This window comes from Pseudomonas trivialis, from assembly GCF_036864995.1.
Taxonomy (GTDB): Bacteria; Pseudomonadota; Gammaproteobacteria; order Pseudomonadales; family Pseudomonadaceae; genus Aquipseudomonas; species Aquipseudomonas trivialis.
Map to the genome: position 1 here is coordinate 4,634,467 of NZ_CP142151.1, position 16,220 is coordinate 4,650,686.

The window sequence follows — 16,220 nt, forward strand, 5'->3', positions numbered from 1 at the left end:
TGTCGGACAGGAAAACTTGCGATGATGGATGTGCGATCCCCCTTGGCCAGCGTCGGCCTGTGCGCGGCATTGCTGCTGGCCGGCGGCTGTTCTCCCAGCGAAGAGCAGAAGCAGGCCACCCTCGAAGAGAAAACCGCCAAGTTCGAACAGTCCCTCGACGGCATCCAGGACCCCAAACTGCGCGACGCCATCGCCGACCTCGGCGGTTCGCTGTTGCTGCTTGAGCGCGCGCAAACCAAGCTCGCCAGCAAACCCATCGAGCCCGAGTACGGCGAAGACACCCTGGCCCTGCTCAAGCACTACCCCACGCCGCAGGCGCTGGTCGATACCTACATAAACGGCCTGTTCGTGCTGCGCAGGGCCTCCCATTCGGACTATCTGACAGATCTGCAGCCGGTATTCCCCTTCACTTTCAATGTGCCGGAGCAGTTTCCATTCCCCCACAACCTGGAATGGCAGTCGGTCACCTTGAGCAACAACAAGGTGATTCCGTTCCAGCCGGAATGGTCGGAAACCGATCCCGGCATTCAGTTGAGCCCGAGCAGCTCCAACCTGACCAACCCCGACGACCTGACGGTGACCTACCCGTTCTTCGACGGTATCGAGACCGAAAACAAGAGCCAGCCGCAGCCGGTGAGCCTCAAGGGCGCGGTGGAAGTGGTGGCGCCCGGCAAAGTGCTCAGCTTCGACCTGTCGAAAAAGGACGTCGGTCACAAGCGCACCGAAGGCACTGTCACCGTCAACCTGCTGCTGCTTGAACAGAACTACGCCGAGCTCGAACTCACCAACAGCGCGCCCCTGGCGCCGGAACTGGCGGATGATTCGCCCAATCCGCTGCTGGTCCAGGCGCGGGACGTTACCGGGCAGTTTCTGACGCGCTCGGGCTCGATCAACGAAAGTGCCGCGCAAGTAGCGTTCTACGAAAAACAACTGGCCGAGCTGCAAAAGCAAAAGGCCTGGTCGCCGGCCCTTGAAAAACAGCTGACCGATGAGCAAAAAGCCTTCGAGCAAAAACAGCACCGGTATTACGCCAAGGTCTACTTCAATGGCGTGATCGACTCCCTGCAAGTCAATGTGCTGGACTTTTCCACGGTCACCGTCACCCGCAAGGAACTGGACCTGCCGGTCCTGCGGTTTGACAAAAACAGCCTGGAAAAGACCGTGCAAGCCTTGCCGATGCCCGTCACGGTGTACGACGACGGCGCCGCCAGCTGGCTCAAGGATGCGTCGATGACCGAAGACCAGCTGAAAAACAGCGTCACCATCAGCCAGTCTGTCGAGGATGCCAGCGCCGCGCATGTGGTGTTCGATCACCCCTTTACCTTCAACGACGACCTGGTGGGCGCCGAGCGCAACAGCAGTGAGGCGCCGGTGACGTTTTTTACCGCCGACGAAAAAGGCGAGCGCGGCGACCCTATCGAGTTGCCCACCGAGGCCTTCGAACTGAACCCGGCGCGGGGCATGCTCACCTACGACCTCAACCTGTTCCCGGAGAACCCGGCGTTCGTGGTGGGCTCGATCCCGCTGTTCCTGGCCACTATCGAAAAAACCACGCTGGATGCGGCCAAGCTGCCCAAGGGCCTGGCGCTCAAGGACAACGCGCTGATCGTCGATCAACAAGCCTTCCCCGCCGACAGCTGGCGCTTCTACGCCAAGGACGCCAGCGGCAATTACCTCAAGGAAATCCTCGGCGTCAGCCACCGCGCCGAGGAATACGGCACGGCGATGTTCGACGTGCATTACTTCTACGGCCAGCCGACCAGCCTGGAAGGCTATCAGCGCACCGACCTGAGCACCGTGCAATACGGCTTCGAGGTCAAGCTGGACAAGCCGGAAAGCAAATAACGCGGCGATTAAAGGGCGAGGCGTTCCTGCCTGCGATTGAGTTGGCGCAGATAGGCCTGCAAGTGCAGGCCCCATATCGGCGGCTCGCGCCTCTGCACATAGCCTTGCAGCGTGAGGCCGTCGACGATGGTGCCCAGCAGGGTTTCAGCGGCGCAGGCCCCATGAAACGGACCCTCGGCCTTGATGGCGGACGGCTGCTCCCCGGCCATGCCTGCTGCGAATAACAACATCCACAGCCCGCTGTCCCCCGCGAGCGGGCGAACGGTGCATTCGATACGGGTTTCCAGGCCCAGGCATTGACGGGTAAGGCAAAGGTTGCGCGGCATGGCGGCGCCCCTCGGTAGACTGGTTTAACTCAGAATAGAAGAAAACCAAGACAAACCAAGGCTGTAGAGACCAACGGCGATAGACCGTCAATTTAACGGCACTCTTAATCCAATGTGGAAGGCTCCGCCTCTGTGGCGAGCGGGCTTGCCCCGCGTTGGGGTGCGAAGCGCCCCCAATCAATACAAACGCGGTGTACCTGACACTGCGCAGGGCCTGGTTTTGGGGCTGCTGCGCAGCCCAACGCGGGGCAAGCCCGCTCGCCACAACAAGCCCGCTCACCACAAGAAGCCCGCTCGCCACAGGGATGTGATTGCCTGAAACTTCAGTCTTTAAACTCAAAAAATCAGGTCGTATTTGAGAAGGGGGTTTGCCCCTTCCCGCATTGGTTATTCAGCGTCAGGTCGGTTTGGCTTCGGCCAGCGCCAACTGCGCCAGCTCCTTCTCCGCTTCTTTCAGGTCTTCCTCGCTGATCATCTCGGCAATCGCGCGCAGGCGCTCGACCACCCGCGCATTCACCGTGCCTTCGGGGAACTGCCCTTCGTCGTCCGGTTCGCCGGCGTCCTCGCCCACCAGCAGGCTCAGCGCTTCATCCGCCTGGCGCACCGCGTAGATGTGAAACTGCCCGGCGCGCACGGCCTGCAGCACTTTCTCATCCAGCATCAGCGTGGCCACGTTGGCCTTGGGAATGATCGCGCCCTGCTCGCCGGTCAGCCCGCGCGCTTCACAGAGGCGGAAGAAGCCCTCGATCTTCTCGTTGACCCCGCCCACCGCCTGCACTTCACCAAACTGGTTGATCGAACCGGTGATAGCGAAGCACTGCTTGAGCGGCGTTTTCGACAGCGCCGAAATCAACGTGCACGCCTCGCCAAGGGACGCACTGTCGCCGTCCACATAACCGTAGGACTGCTCCAGCGCGATACTCGCGGAGATCGCCAGCGGGAATTCCTGGGCATAGCGGCTGCCCAGGTAACCGGTGAGGATCATCACGCCCTTGGAGTGAATCGGCTGCCCGAGGTTAACCTCGCGCTCGATGTCGACAATGCCGCTGCCGCCCGGGTACACCGTGGCGGAAATCCGCGCTGGCACGCCGAACGCCGAGTCGCCGACTTCCAGCACCGTCAGGCCATTGCACTTGCCCACGGCAGCGCCGGCGGTGTCGATCAGGATCACCCCGGCGAGCATGTCATCCAGAATCCGCGCCGAGACCCGTCCCGTGCGCGTGGCCTTGGCCTTGAGCGCGCGCTCGATATGCCCGGCATCGGTCATCTCGTCGCCCGCCAGGTGGCGAATGAAATCCGCCTCGCTCACCAACTGGAACAAATCACCGATGCGCGCCGACAGGCGCCCCTGGTGTTCCGCCAGCCGTGCGCTGTAAGTGGCCAGCCGCGCCACGGCATCCGAGGTCAGCGGCGCCATGCCTTCTTCCGACGTGCGGGTTTTGAGCAATTGGGCGAACTGCTCCAGGCTTTCGTCGACCATCGGGATGTCTTCGTCGAAGTCCACCAGCACCCGGAACATCTCCTGGAAGTCCGGATCGGCGTCCTGCAACGCGTAGTACAGCTGGCGCGAACCGATGATGATCACCTTGACCTGCAGCGGAATCATCTGCGGGTTGAGGGTCACGGTGGCCAGGCGGCCCAGTTCGCCCAGGGGCGACTCCATCTTCAGTTTGCGCGATTGCAGGGAGCGCTTGAGCGCGTCCCACACGAACGGCTCGCCGAGCATTTTCTCGGCCTCAAGGATCAGGAAACCGCCATTGGCACGGTGCAGGGCACCCGGACGCAGTTGGCGATACGTGGTGTAGAGCGCGCCCTGGTCGGTGCTGTATTCGATGCGGCCGAACAGGTTGTCGTAGGTCGGATGCGGCTCGAACACCACTGGCGCGCCGCCGTTGACCGCATGGCCCACCACCAGACTCGGGCAGTATTGCTCTTCGAGCAGCTTGCGCGCCTGGGCGTCGGTCTTGGCGTCGTCCACCAGTTGCTCGACCACGGTTTTGAGCAGGTACACCTGCATGGCTTGCAGGTAACCGCAAACGCCTGCGTTCTCGGCGTACTTTTCCGACAACGGCGCGAGCAAGGGTTGCAGGGCCAGGGTGATGGTTTCTTCGTTGAACTGGCGCAGTTGGTTGTTCGACTCACGCTTCCACTGCGGCAGGCTGGCCAGCTCTTCGTTGAGGCGCTCTTCCAGCTCGGAGATGTCCGAGTGGAAGCGCTCGCGATCAGCCTCCGGCAACTGCGAGAACTCGGCCTCGTCCAGCGCCTTGCCGTCGAGCATCGGGGTGAAGGCGATATTGGTGCTGTCGCGGTACAGCGCCACGTCCTTTTCCAGGGCCAGGCGTTCGATCACGTCCAGGGCCTTGTCGTAGCGCTGGTTGAACGCGCGGTCGATGGCGCTTTTGCGCTGTTGATAGGTGGGGTGTTCGAACACCGCCGGGAAGGTCGCCACCAGGTTGTCGACCAACCCGTTGATATCGGCGATGAACGCCGCCGCGCAGCCGCCCGGCAATTCCAGGGCACGCGGTTCGCGCGGCTCGTCGAAGTTATTCACATAGACCCAGTCCGACGGGGTCTGCAGGCGTTTGCCTTCGGCTTTCAGGTAGCGTTTGACGAACGAAAAGCGACCCGTGCCCGGCTCGCCCATGACAAACACGTTGTAACCGGGGCGTGGCATGGCCACACCGAACTGCAAGGCTTCAACCGCACGTTCCTGGCCAAGCACACCGCGAAAGGGCTCCAAATCATTGGTGGTCGAGAAGCTGAACTGTTCAGCGGAGAAAGGGCGAGTCAGCGCTTCGGGCGCTAGACGCAAGCTGGCAGCAACAGGATCAGGCATCGGGCTTCCTTACATCAGGCGGGGCAGATAACGGCATTCTGGCTCCCCCTTGCGCGCTCTGGCAAGGCGAGCCGTAGGGAAAGCATAGACAGCGAGCGCGTCCTGCAAAAAAATCACGACAACGGCGATTGTTTTATAAAAACCCACGGAACCCTTGGAACGTGCCTAAACTCCAAACTGCGCGGGTTGGACTAATAACTGGCCCCTAGGGCGTGATCAAGCGCCTGAACCCCTTGTCCATTGGTTTGCACACAAAGAGAACAAAGCTATGAAACGGATCCTTCTTGGTACTCTTTTCACCGTCGTCTCCCTCAATGCAATGGCAGAAGCACCAGGCGGCCCGAACTGCGGTTGGGGCAACATGTTGTTCGAAGGCCAGCGCGGCACTCCAGCTCACTTCCTGGCTTCCACCACCAACGGCACCTCGGGTAACGCCACCTTCGGCATGACCTCGGGCACCAACGGTTGCAGCACCAACAGCGCCCTGACCTACGGCGGCAAGTCATGGATTGCCATGAATGGCATGATGAACGAGCTGTCCGAAGACATGGCCAAGGGCAACGGCGAAGCGCTGACCACCTACGCCGTGGTACTGGGCGTGGCGCCAGAAGATCGCGAGCACTTTGCTGCCGTGACCCACGAGCACTTCCAGCAGATCTTCAGCAAGGCTGACGTGACCGCTGACGACGTGCACAACAACACCATTGCTGTACTGAAAAGTGATTCGCGTCTGGCGAAATACGCTACCCAGGCTTAAGCTCGACCTGCCCGCGCCTCTTGAGGCGCGGGTTTTATTTTTGGGCCCGCCTCCCCTTTGGGTCTCACTTTTTCCGACTTAAGTAGCCCTTATGCTCAAACGCTTTGCCTGGCTGGCACTCTTCGCCTGCGCCCCGCTGTACGCGGCCCCGCATATTGATGATCAACGTTTGCAGCAACTGGCCAACGATCCGTTCTGGCTATCTCTGGGCCATTACGAAGCCGGCAAGATCAAAGGCTGGCGCAGCTATGTCAGCGACAACAAATTCTTTCTCGCAGCCGACGGTGCCCACCACCCGGATGCCGAGCTCAAGGCCACCGTTGAAGCGTTGTATGCTCCGGCCAACCTTGGCGAAAAACACGCCCAATGCGTTTACCCCGCGCGCACCCGCTGGCTCAAGGCGCAGTTGCAACTCAACGACCTGCCTGCGCTGGAGTGCAAGGAATTCACCCAGTGGTTCAAGGACGTCGCGCCCCACAGCGCAGTGATGATCTTCCCGGCGGCCTACCTCAACAGCCCGTCGTCGATGTTCGGCCATACCCTGCTGCGTATCGACCAGGCGGATGTGCAGCGGGACAAGACCGCGCTGCTCAGCTACGCGATCAACTTCGGCGCCTACATCGAAGGCTCTGACAACAGCATTCTATACGCCTGGAAGGGCCTCGCCGGCGGCTACCCCGGCCTGTTCGCCCTGGTGCCGTATCAGGAAAAACTCTCGGAATACCGCAGCCTCGAAAACCGTGACCTGTGGGAATACCGCCTCAACCTCACCGAAGTCGAGACCAAGCGCATGGTCGAGCACGTGTGGGAACTCAAGCAGATCAAGTTCGACTACTTCTTCTTCGATGAAAACTGCTCCTATCGCCTGCTGGAATTGCTGCAAGTGGCACGCCCCGGCCTGCGCCTGACCGAGCAATTCCCCCTCACCGCCATCCCCACCGACACGGTCAAGGCGGTCAAGGACGCGGGCCTGGTAGAAAAGATCGACTACCGCCCGTCCCGCGAGCGCGAGTTGCTGGAACGCGCCAAGCCGCTGGACGGCGATGAGCAACAATGGGTGCTGAAGATCAGTGACGATCAGAAGCAATTGCAGGCGCCGGGGTTCAAGGCGCTGCCGCGTGACCGTCAGGCGCTGGTCATCGACGCCGCCTACCGCCTGGGCCGCTACCGCGCCAATGGCCTGGAGCGCGACACCGCCCGCTCCCAGCGCAGCTTCGAATTGCTGCGCGCGATCAACCAGAACCCTGCGCCGGACCTGAAAATCACGCCGCCGGGCCTTCCGGAAAACGGCCATGAATCACGCACCTGGCAGGCCGGCATCGGCACCCGAGGCGACAAGGCCTTCGGCGAGTACGGCCTGCGCATGGCCTACCATGACCTCAACGACAACGCCGAAGGTTTCCCTTTGGGTGCGCAGATCGAAATCCTGCAGATGAAACTGCGCCAGTACGAAGGCAATCACTGGCAACTGCAGCAACTGGACCTGGCCACCATCCGCTCCCTGACCCCGCGCAACGCCCTGTTGCAACCCTGGTCATGGCAAGTCACCGGCGGCCTGGAGCGCGTGCCGGGCAAACACGACGACGAAACCCTGGTGGCCCACGTCAACGGCGGCGCCGGCGGCACCTGGCAACTGAGTGACGACATGCTCGGCTTCGCCCTTGGCACCGTGCGCGTGGAACACAACAACGACTTCAGCGAAGCCATCTCCCCCGCCGCCGGCTTCAACACCGGCGTGCTGTGGAAAAACCCGCTGGGCAATCTCAGCCTGGAGGCCAAGGGGGACTTCTTCACCAATGGCGAAGTACGCCGCAGTATCAGCCTGAACCAACAGTGGGAGCTGTCCCGCAACCTGGGCCTGCGCCTGAGCGCCCAGCGCGAGTACAGCCACCTGTCGACGCCGGTGAATGAAGTGATGCTGGAAGTGAAGTGGTACCACTACTGACCCACTCCAACCCATAGGGCCTCTGTGGCGAGCGGGCTTGCCCCGCGTTGGGCTGCGGAGCGGCCCCAAACCAGCCTCTGCGGAGTGTCTGATAGACCGCGTTTGTCTTTAATGGGACTGCTTCGCAGCCCAACGCGGGGCAAGCACGCTCGCCACAAAGACTTTCGGCGGTTCTGAAAAATTGCGGCGCCCCGTCTTCGCTGACAGAAGAGCTTTGATGCGTAAGGACTACCTGGCTTTTTTCATCTCGCTGTTTCTATCCAGGCTGGCCGATCAGATCCTGCTGTTCATCGTGCCGCTGGTGGTATTCCAGACCACCAACAGTGTCGCCTGGGCGGGGCTGGCCTTCTTCGTCGAATCGCTGCCGCGCTATCTCGCGTTTCCGTTGTGCGGCGCCCTGTGCGACAAGTACTCCCCAATAAAAATCCTGCATATCAGCCAGGTCTACCGGGCCTTGCTGTGTGTGCTGGCCGTGGCGCTCCACGCTTTTTTTGGCGGTATCACCTGGGTGGTGGTGCTGTCGGCGCTGTGCGGGGTGCTGACCACGCAAGGCATCATGGCGCGCGAAGTGCTGATGCCGCATATCTTCGAGCACTACAGCTATACCAAAACCCTGTCGTATTCCCAGATCGCCGACCAGACAGGCCTGGTCCTCGGCCCACTGCTGGCGGCACTGATGCTGGAGGTGTGGGCCTGGCACTGGGTGGTGCTGGGGGTCGCCGGGCTGTTTTTGCTGGCGGACCTGAGCATGCTCGCGTGGCAACGCCTGAGCCGCGTGACCCTGGAGGTTTTCGAGCAGCATCAGGGTATCTGGCTGCGACCTCTGCGAATCGCGTTCGGGCATATCCGTAGTCTCACGGAGCTGAAAAAAGTCATCCTTCTGGCCGTAGGCGTGAACCTGATCGTCGGCGTCACCCTGGCCACCTCGGCGGCCATGGTGATCGGCCAATACAGCGCCGGCAAGGACAGCTATGCCGGGCTGCAGGCGGCGGGCGCGGTCACGACGATCGTGATTCTGTTTTTCCTCGCCCGAGTGGCACTGCCTCTGCGGCTGCTGGGCGGTGTCGGCTATTCGATGATCGCCACGGGGGCCTTGATCAGCGCGCTGAGCCCGAACCTCGGCGGCTATGTGCTGGGTTTCCTGCTGATCACAGGCTTCGACAAGATGTTCAACGTCTACCTGCGCACCCTCCGGCAACGCGTGATCCCGCCCCAGGACTTCGGCAAGACCGTGGGCGTGATCACCTTGCTGAACAACCTGTCGCAGCCTCTGGCAGGCCTGCTGGTGGCATTGCTTGCGGCGCCGCTGGGCACGCAATCGGTGATCCTGATGCTGGCCGTGCTGGCGACCTTGCTGGGGGTGGGCGTCTGGTGGTGGTTCGCGAAGATACAGCCAGGGAACGTTGGGCACTGATCCAAACCAGATGAAAATTAAACTGTGGGAGGGCCTGTCTCACAGCGTTCTCACCCGCCTTTCACACCGCCCCGACAATTCCCTGACTAGACTTCCTCCCATAAGCCGAGAAACGGCCAGGGAGTACGCCATGTGGCGGTATGCGGTGATGCTGGGCGCGGTGTTGTGGTTATCGGGTTGCCAGACAACCCATCAGGAATTAATCGCCAAGGGATACCCTCCCGCCTTTGCCGATGGCTTCGATGATGGCTGCAGCAGCGGACGCCAGGCAGCCGGGGTGATCAGTGGGGAGTTTCGCAAAAATGTCCCGCGCTACCTGAAAGAGCGGGAATACGCCGCAGGCTGGGAAGACGGTTTTCGCCAGTGCAAGGCCATGCGTGAACACGAAGAGCTGCGTGACTACAGAGACAATCGCTGGGACTACCGCGAGCGTGCCTGGCAGCGGGAGAAAGACCGCGACGCCGCCAGGGCTTACCGCGCCCAATAGATTGGCCCATGCAGAACGCGGGAACGATCGAGCGGCGCACAGGGCCCAACCTCCATTGAGGAGAATGTCATGAGCCGAGCTTTTGTAAACGAAGACAACGCCGCCGCCCAGGCTGATCAGCCGGTGGAACGCCAGGTCAGCGAGCAGCCCAATCACCTCACCGCGTCCGGTTTGGCGCAGTTGCAGGCCAGGGTTACGCAGTTGCAGGCCGAGCACAGTGCCGAGACGGCCAGGGGCGAACAGGCTGATAAACAACGCCAGGCTGATCTCGAGCGGGATCTGCGCTACTTCAACCAGCGGGTACAGAGTGCTCAGGTCGTTGCACCGGCCACGTCGACCGACAAGGTGCAGATTGGCAGTTGGATTACCTTCGCCAACGAGCAGGACGAACAGCAGCGCATTCAACTGGTCGGGGAAGACCAGGCCGACGCCAACGCAGGCCTGATCAACTGGGGCTCCCCCTGGGTCGCGCGCTGCTGGGTGCTCAGGTGGGCGACGAGGTGGTGTGGAAGCGGCCCGTCGGCGATCAGGTGATTGAAGTGTTGCGCATCGAGCCCGACGCTTAGCCCAAGCGGGGTGCCGGCAGTTATACCGCTATCGGGAGCAAGCCCCCTCCCACAGGGGAATGCATTCCAACTGTGGAAGGGGGCTTGCTCCCGATGAACTCACCTCGGTATTCCTGAAAAAACGCAAAAAAAACGGAGCCCGAAGGCTCCGTTCTTACAACAACCCGCCTGAATCAGGCCAGCTTCTTGTGCCGTACCCGGTGCGGCTGCGCAGCCGCATCGCCGAGGCGCTTTTTACGGTCCGCTTCGTACTCGGTGTAGTTGCCTTCGAAGAACACCGCCTGCGAGTCGTCTTCGTACGCCAGGATGTGAGTCGCGACGCGGTCAAGGAACCACCGATCGTGAGAGATCACAATGGCAGCTCCCGGGAAGTCCAGCAGGGCTTCCTCCAGGGAACGCAGGGTTTCAACGTCGAGGTCGTTGGACGGTTCGTCGAGCAGCAACACGTTGCCGCCTTCTTTCAGGGTCAGGGCCAGGTGCAGGCGACCGCGCTCACCACCGGACAGGTCCTTGACGAACTTCTGCTGGTCGCCGCCCTTGAAGTTGAAACGGCCCACATAAGTGCGCGACGGGATTTCATAGTTGCCGATGCGGATCTGGTCGGAACCATCGGAAACCTGCTGGAACACCGTCTTGCTGCCGTCGAGGTCGTCGCGGCTCTGATCGACACAGGCAAGCTGCACGGTTTCGCCGATCTCGATGCTGCCAGAATCCGGGGTTTCCTTGCCCATCAGCATGCGGAACAGGGTGGATTTACCCGCACCGTTACCGCCGATAACGCCGACGATTGCGCCTTTTGGCATGGAGAACGACAGGTTGTCGATCAGCACGCGGTCGCCGTAGCCTTTGGAAACGTTCTTGAACTCGATGACCTTGTCACCCAGGCGCGGGCCGGCCGGGATGTAGATCTCGTTGGTTTCGCTGCGCTTCTGGAATTCCTGCGACTGCATTTCTTCGAAGCGTTGCAGACGTGCTTTGGATTTGGACTGGCGGGCCTTGGCGCCTTTGCGCACCCATTCCAGTTCTTCCTTCATGGCCTTTTCGTGGGCCGATTGCTGCTTGGATTCGGCGGCCAGACGGTCGGACTTGGCTTCCAGCCAACCGGAGTAGTTGCCCTCGTAAGGGATACCGGCGCCACGGTCGAGCTCGAGGATCCAGCCTGCGACGTTGTCGAGGAAGTAACGGTCGTGCGTGATCGCAACCACGGTGCCCGGGAAATCGTGCAGGAAATGCTCCAGCCAGGCGACGGAGTCGGCGTCCAGGTGGTTGGTCGGTTCGTCGAGCAGCAGCATGTCGGGGGCCGACAGCAGCAGGCGGCACAAAGCCACACGGCGTTTTTCACCACCGGAGAGGAATTCGACCTTGGCGTCCCACGCCGGCAGGCGCAGCGCGTCGGCGGCGACTTCCAGCTGGCGCTCCAGGTTGTGACCGTCGCTGGCCTGCAGGATGGCTTCGAGCTTGGCCTGTTCGGCGGCGAGCTTGTCGAAGTCGGCGTCTTCTTCTGCGTAAGCCGCGTAGACCTCGTCCAGGCGCGCCTGGGCGTTCTTGATCACGCTGACGGCCTCTTCGACCACTTCACGCACGGTCTTGGTCGGGTCCAGGATCGGCTCTTGCGGCAGGTAACCGATGTTCAGTTCCGGCATCGGGCGCGCTTCGCCTTCGAATTCGGTGTCGACGCCGGCCATGATTTTCAACAGGGTGGATTTACCCGAGCCGTTGAGGCCGAGCACGCCGATCTTGGCGCCGGGGAAGAAGGACAGCGAAATGTTTTTCAGGATTTCCCGCTTCGGCGGAACAACTTTTCCCAGCCGATGCATGGTGAAGACGTATTGAGCCATGGTGAACCTAGCGTCAGTGACTGATGAATTGAGCGGGCGAAGCCCGTGCCAGGCCATGCGCGGCGCGGGCCTTTGACTATGATCAATGCCAGCGAGCGGAAAAAGCCTGAATGTCTGGGGCTGGAACGCCCCCGCGTAACCGGCAAAGCTACCTGAATGCGCTTGGTCAGTCCAGCCAGGCCAGGGCTGGCACTTTGCCACAAGTCAAGGCATGCTAGCCGCCCTCCGGGCGTCAGGCTTATAGTGCACGCCGCGCCAGTCCGCCAAACCGCAGGATCACAGCTTGTCCAACGTCACGCCGCCCTCGCCCCTGCGCGCCGCCCATCTGGCACCGGGAGCGCCCCTGCACGGCACCCTCAAAGGCGCATTGGCGACCCTTGTGCTGATGCTGCTCGCGCTGCTGTTCTGGCAGTTGCTTGACCAATTGCAGCAAAACCAGAAAAACCAGCAGCAGTACACCATCGACTACAGCGCCGACCTGGCCGAGCAGATCAGCCTGAACATGGCCCTGAGCGCGAAAATCGCGCTGAACCTGCTGCCCATGGTCGAGCCCCCGCGTGACAACGAACAGCAACAAGCGCTGATGCGCAGCCTGCAACGCTCGCTGCCCGAACTGCGCAGCCTCGCCCTGCTCGCCCCCAGCGGCGCGATCATCAGCGACAGCGCCACCGACAGCCAGGACAGCGCCTGGCTTGAAGAGCTGGTGCAACGCAGCCACGGCCAGTCCTATTACCTGAGCAACAACCACGACGGCAGCCTTATCTACCTGCTGCTGCACCAGCCCAGCGGCGGCTCGCGGATGTACTGGGCGCTGCGCCTGGCGCCCGACTACCTGACCAACCTCACCCGCCAGGATGGCCAGGGTCAGCGGCCGATGTGGGCTATCGAAAACCGCATCAACCATCAGGTGGTCAGCCGTGAAGGCGGTATGTCGGCGCAAGGGGTCAGCAACCTGACCACGGACGAACTGAACAAAAGCGTGCTGATCACCCCCCTGAGCAGAAGCGACTGGCAACTGCGCGGCCTGTTCGACCGCAGCGCAGTGCTTGAAGAACTGCTGCCGGCGTTTATCGGCAAATGCCTGCTGGGTTTGGCATTTTCGCTGATCCCGGTGATCGTGCTGCTGAACATGCGTCGGCGCCAACGCCAGGTAAATGAAGGCCGGCGCCGCTACCAGGATATTTTCGAAGGCACCGGCGTGGCCCTGTGCGTGCTCGACCTGTCGAGCCTCAAGGCGTTCTTCGACAAGGCACAGTTGCACACCCGCGAGCAACTGCACGCCTGGCTGCAGGATAATCCCGAGGCGCGCGGGCAATTGCTCAAAGGGCTGCGGATCACCGAGGTCAACCAGGTGGCCGTGCGTTTATTGAATGTCAGCTCCTGCGACCAAGCCTGGGAGCGCCTGCTCGATGACTCGCCGCACAACGCCACCTCGATTGGCTACCAAGTCCTCGAAGCAGTGCTGACCCAGCAAAAACAGCTGGAGCTGGAGATCCAGCTCAACGATGTCGCCGGCAACCCGCAATACCTGTGGCTGGTGATGCGCCTGCCGGAACAGTTGGACGACTTCAAGGCGGTGATCCTCAGCATCAATGACATCACCAGCCGCAAGCTGATCGAGTTGTCGCTGGTGGAACGCGAAAGCTTCTGGTCAGACGTGGTGCGCACCGTGCCCGACCACCTGTATGTGCAGGACGTGATCAGCCAGCGCATGATCTTCAGCAACCACCACCTCGGCCATACCCTGGGCTACAACAAGCCCGAACTTGTGCAGATGGGCGAGTATTTCTGGGAGATTCTGCTGCACCCTGAAGACGCCGAGCATTATCAGGATCAGCGCCAGCAGCAGCGCGAGGTCGGCTATTCGACCCAGTTGCACTGCCAACTGCGCTTTCGCCATCGCAACAACCAATGGCGGCGTTTCGATATCCGCGAACAGGCCCTGGCCCGCGACAACAGCGCCCAGGTGACGCGCATCATTGGCGTGGCCAAAGACATTACCGACCAGATCGAAGCCAGCGAATCCCTGCGTGACAGCGAACAGCGCTACCGCATGCTGGCCGAGAGCATCAGCGACGTGATCTGCTCCACCGACAGCCAAATGGCCCTCAATTACATCAGCCCATCGGTCAATGCGGTGCTGGGTTATGACGTGGAGTGGGTGTTCAAGCACGGCTGGCAATCGATCATCGCCAACCCGCAGCAACTGACCGGCATCAGCGCGCTGTTCGAACAGGTCAACCGCGCGGCGGGCGATCCGCTGGCGCTGGCGGCGCTGCGCGATGAAACCCACACCCAACTGTTCCTGTTCGACTGCCTGCGCGCCGATGGGCGCAAAGTGCCGATCGAGATGCGCCTGGTGCTGGTGTGGGACGAACACGGCGCCTTCGAGGGCATCCTCGGCGTGGGCCGCGATATCAGCCAGCAACGCCGCGCCGAGAAAGACCTGCGCATGGCGGCCACGGTATTCGAACATTCCACCTCGGCGATCCTGATCACCGACCCGACCGGTTATATCGTGCAGGCCAACGAGGCGTTCAGCCGGGTCAGCGGCTATGCGGTGACGGATGTGCTCGACCAGTTGCCGAACATGCTCACCGTGGATGAACAACAGGAAGCCCACCTGCGCTACGTGCTCAAGCAGTTGCACCAGCACAGCACCTGGGAAGGCGAAGTGTGGCTCAAGCGGCGCAACGGCGAGCATTACCCCGCCTGGGTAGGGATTACCGCCGTGTTCGACGACGAGGGCGACCTGGCCAGCTATGTGTGCTTTTTCAGCGATATCAGCGAACGCAAGGCCAGCGAACAGCGCATCCACCGCCTGGCGTATTACGACGCCCTGACCCACCTGCCCAACCGCACGCTGTTTCAGGACCGCCTGCACACCGCGTTGCAATCGGCCGAGCGGCAGAAGTCGTGGGTGGTGCTGATGTTCCTCGACCTCGACCGTTTCAAGCCGATCAACGACTCACTCGGGCACGCCGCCGGCGACCGCATGCTCAAGGAAATGGCCACGCGCCTGCTGGGCTGCGTGGCCGAGGACGATACCGTGGCGCGCATGGGCGGCGACGAGTTCACCTTGCTACTGCAACCGCGGGGCAGTCGCGAACTGGCGCTGAACCGGGCGATCAATGTGGCCGAGCAAATCCTCGCCAGCCTGGTAAAACCCTTTGTGCTGGAGGGCCGCGAATTCTTCGTGACCGCCAGTATCGGCATTGCCTTGAGCCCGCAGGACGGCAATGAGCTGAGCCAGTTGATGAAAAACGCCGACACCGCGATGTATCACGCCAAGGAGCGCGGCAAGAACAACTTCCAGTTCTACCAGGCCGACATGAACGCCAGCGCGCTGGAACGCCTGGAGCTGGAAAGCGACCTGCGCCATGCGCTGGAGCAGGACGAATTCGTGCTTTATTACCAGCCGCAGTTCAGCGGCGACGGCAAACGCCTGACCGGCGCCGAGGCGCTGCTGCGCTGGCGTCACCCGCGCCGTGGGCTGGTGCCGCCGGGGGACTTCATTCCGGTGCTGGAAGAGCTGGGGCTGGTGGTGGACGTGGGCGACTGGGTGCTCAGCGAGGCATGTCGCCAGTTAAAAACCTGGCACCAGAACAAGGTGCGGGTGCCGAAAGTCTCGGTGAACATCTCGGCGCGGCAGTTCTCCGATGGCCAGTTGGGCACGCGCATCGCCACCATCCTCAAGGACACCGGCCTGCCGCCGGCGTGCCTGGAACTGGAGCTGACCGAAAGCATCCTGATGCGCGAGGTCAACGAAGCCATGCAGATCCTCGCCAGCCTGAAAAACCTGGGCCTGAGCATTGCGGTGGACGATTTCGGCACCGGCTATTCCTCGCTCAATTACCTCAAGCAATTCCCCATCGACGTGTTGAAGATCGACCGCACCTTCGTCGACGGTCTGCCGTCCGGCGAGCAGGACGCGCAGATTGCCCGCGCCATTATCGCCATGGCCCACAGCCTGAACCTGGCGGTGATCGCCGAAGGCGTGGAGACCCACGAGCAGTTGGACTTTCTCAGGGAACACGGTTGCGACGAGGTGCAGGGTTACCTGTTCGGACGGCCGATGCCGGCGAATCGGTTCGAGGCGCAGTTCAGCAATGATGCGCTGTTTCTGTTTGACTGAAATGCTGTGGTGCGGCTAATGGCCTCATCGGAGCAAGCCCCCTCCCACAGTTGGAATGCGCTCAAGTGTGG

The 16,220-nt window shown here is 61.7% G+C and carries 9 protein-coding genes and 1 pseudogene; 7 read left to right on the forward strand and 3 right to left on the reverse strand.

Annotated features, from left to right (window positions below):
• Nucleotides 1-21: 21 nt before the first annotated feature.
• Complete coding sequence (locus VRB54_RS20405; protein WP_338478545.1) at nucleotides 22-1,845, forward strand: hypothetical protein; 1,824 nt, start codon at nucleotides 22-24, stop codon at nucleotides 1,843-1,845.
• 8 nt (nucleotides 1,846-1,853) lie between these two features.
• On the opposite strand, the gene VRB54_RS20410 is transcribed toward VRB54_RS20405, so the two are convergent.
• Both VRB54_RS20410 and VRB54_RS20415 read right to left on the reverse strand, forming a co-directional pair.
• The gene (locus VRB54_RS20410) at nucleotides 1,854-2,171 is read right to left on the reverse strand and encodes a hypothetical protein (protein WP_338478546.1); all 318 of its coding nucleotides are present in this window, start codon (nucleotides 2,169-2,171) and stop codon (nucleotides 1,854-1,856) included.
• Between the two features lie 397 nt (nucleotides 2,172-2,568).
• Nucleotides 2,569-5,007 carry a Lon protease family protein gene (locus tag VRB54_RS20415; protein WP_209984981.1) on the reverse strand — a complete coding sequence of 813 codons (2,439 nt, stop codon included), beginning with the start codon at nucleotides 5,005-5,007 and terminating at the stop codon, nucleotides 2,569-2,571.
• A gap of 268 nt (nucleotides 5,008-5,275) precedes the next feature.
• Between VRB54_RS20415 and VRB54_RS20420 the strand changes: the two genes are divergently transcribed.
• The 5 genes and pseudogenes from VRB54_RS20420 (at nucleotide 5,276) to VRB54_RS20440 (ending at nucleotide 10,176) form a co-directional block, all read left to right on the forward strand.
• A complete protein-coding gene (locus VRB54_RS20420) occupies nucleotides 5,276-5,764 on the forward strand; it encodes a DUF3015 domain-containing protein (protein WP_003235134.1) in 489 nt (162 codons plus the stop codon).
• 91 nt (nucleotides 5,765-5,855) lie between these two features.
• Nucleotides 5,856-7,709: a DUF4105 domain-containing protein gene (locus tag VRB54_RS20425; protein ID WP_338478547.1), complete on the forward strand. Its 1,854-nt coding sequence runs from the start codon at nucleotides 5,856-5,858 to the stop codon at nucleotides 7,707-7,709.
• Between the two features lie 217 nt (nucleotides 7,710-7,926).
• The gene (locus VRB54_RS20430) at nucleotides 7,927-9,123 is read left to right on the forward strand and encodes an MFS transporter (protein WP_338478548.1); all 1,197 of its coding nucleotides are present in this window, start codon (nucleotides 7,927-7,929) and stop codon (nucleotides 9,121-9,123) included.
• A 130-nt stretch (nucleotides 9,124-9,253) separates the two neighbouring features.
• A complete protein-coding gene (locus VRB54_RS20435; protein ID WP_338478549.1) occupies nucleotides 9,254-9,610 on the forward strand; it encodes a hypothetical protein in 357 nt (118 codons plus the stop codon).
• A gap of 69 nt (nucleotides 9,611-9,679) precedes the next feature.
• Nucleotides 9,680-10,176: pseudogene (locus VRB54_RS20440) on the forward strand (GreA/GreB family elongation factor).
• A gap of 173 nt (nucleotides 10,177-10,349) precedes the next feature.
• Here the strand turns inward: VRB54_RS20440 and ettA are convergent.
• Complete coding sequence (ettA, locus tag VRB54_RS20445; protein ID WP_057008686.1) at nucleotides 10,350-12,014, reverse strand: energy-dependent translational throttle protein EttA; 1,665 nt, start codon at nucleotides 12,012-12,014, stop codon at nucleotides 10,350-10,352.
• A 283-nt stretch (nucleotides 12,015-12,297) separates the two neighbouring features.
• On the opposite strand from ettA, the gene VRB54_RS20450 reads away from it, so the two are divergent.
• On the forward strand, nucleotides 12,298-16,149 hold the full coding sequence (locus VRB54_RS20450; protein WP_338478550.1) for a bifunctional diguanylate cyclase/phosphodiesterase: 3,852 nt from the start codon (nucleotides 12,298-12,300) through the stop codon (nucleotides 16,147-16,149).
• Nucleotides 16,150-16,220: the final 71 nt, after the last annotated feature.

Coding starts and splice junctions, on each gene's coding strand:
- VRB54_RS20405 (WP_338478545.1), top strand. CDS start 22: ATGATGGATGTGCGATCCCCCTTGGCCAGCGTCGGCCTGTGCGCGGCA.
- VRB54_RS20410 (WP_338478546.1), bottom strand. CDS start 2,171: ATGCCGCGCAACCTTTGCCTTACCCGTCAATGCCTGGGCCTGGAAACC.
- VRB54_RS20415 (WP_209984981.1), bottom strand. CDS start 5,007: ATGCCTGATCCTGTTGCTGCCAGCTTGCGTCTAGCGCCCGAAGCGCTG.
- VRB54_RS20420 (WP_003235134.1), top strand. CDS start 5,276: ATGAAACGGATCCTTCTTGGTACTCTTTTCACCGTCGTCTCCCTCAAT.
- VRB54_RS20425 (WP_338478547.1), top strand. CDS start 5,856: ATGCTCAAACGCTTTGCCTGGCTGGCACTCTTCGCCTGCGCCCCGCTG.
- VRB54_RS20430 (WP_338478548.1), top strand. CDS start 7,927: ATGCGTAAGGACTACCTGGCTTTTTTCATCTCGCTGTTTCTATCCAGG.
- VRB54_RS20435 (WP_338478549.1), top strand. CDS start 9,254: ATGTGGCGGTATGCGGTGATGCTGGGCGCGGTGTTGTGGTTATCGGGT.
- ettA (WP_057008686.1), bottom strand. CDS start 12,014: ATGGCTCAATACGTCTTCACCATGCATCGGCTGGGAAAAGTTGTTCCG.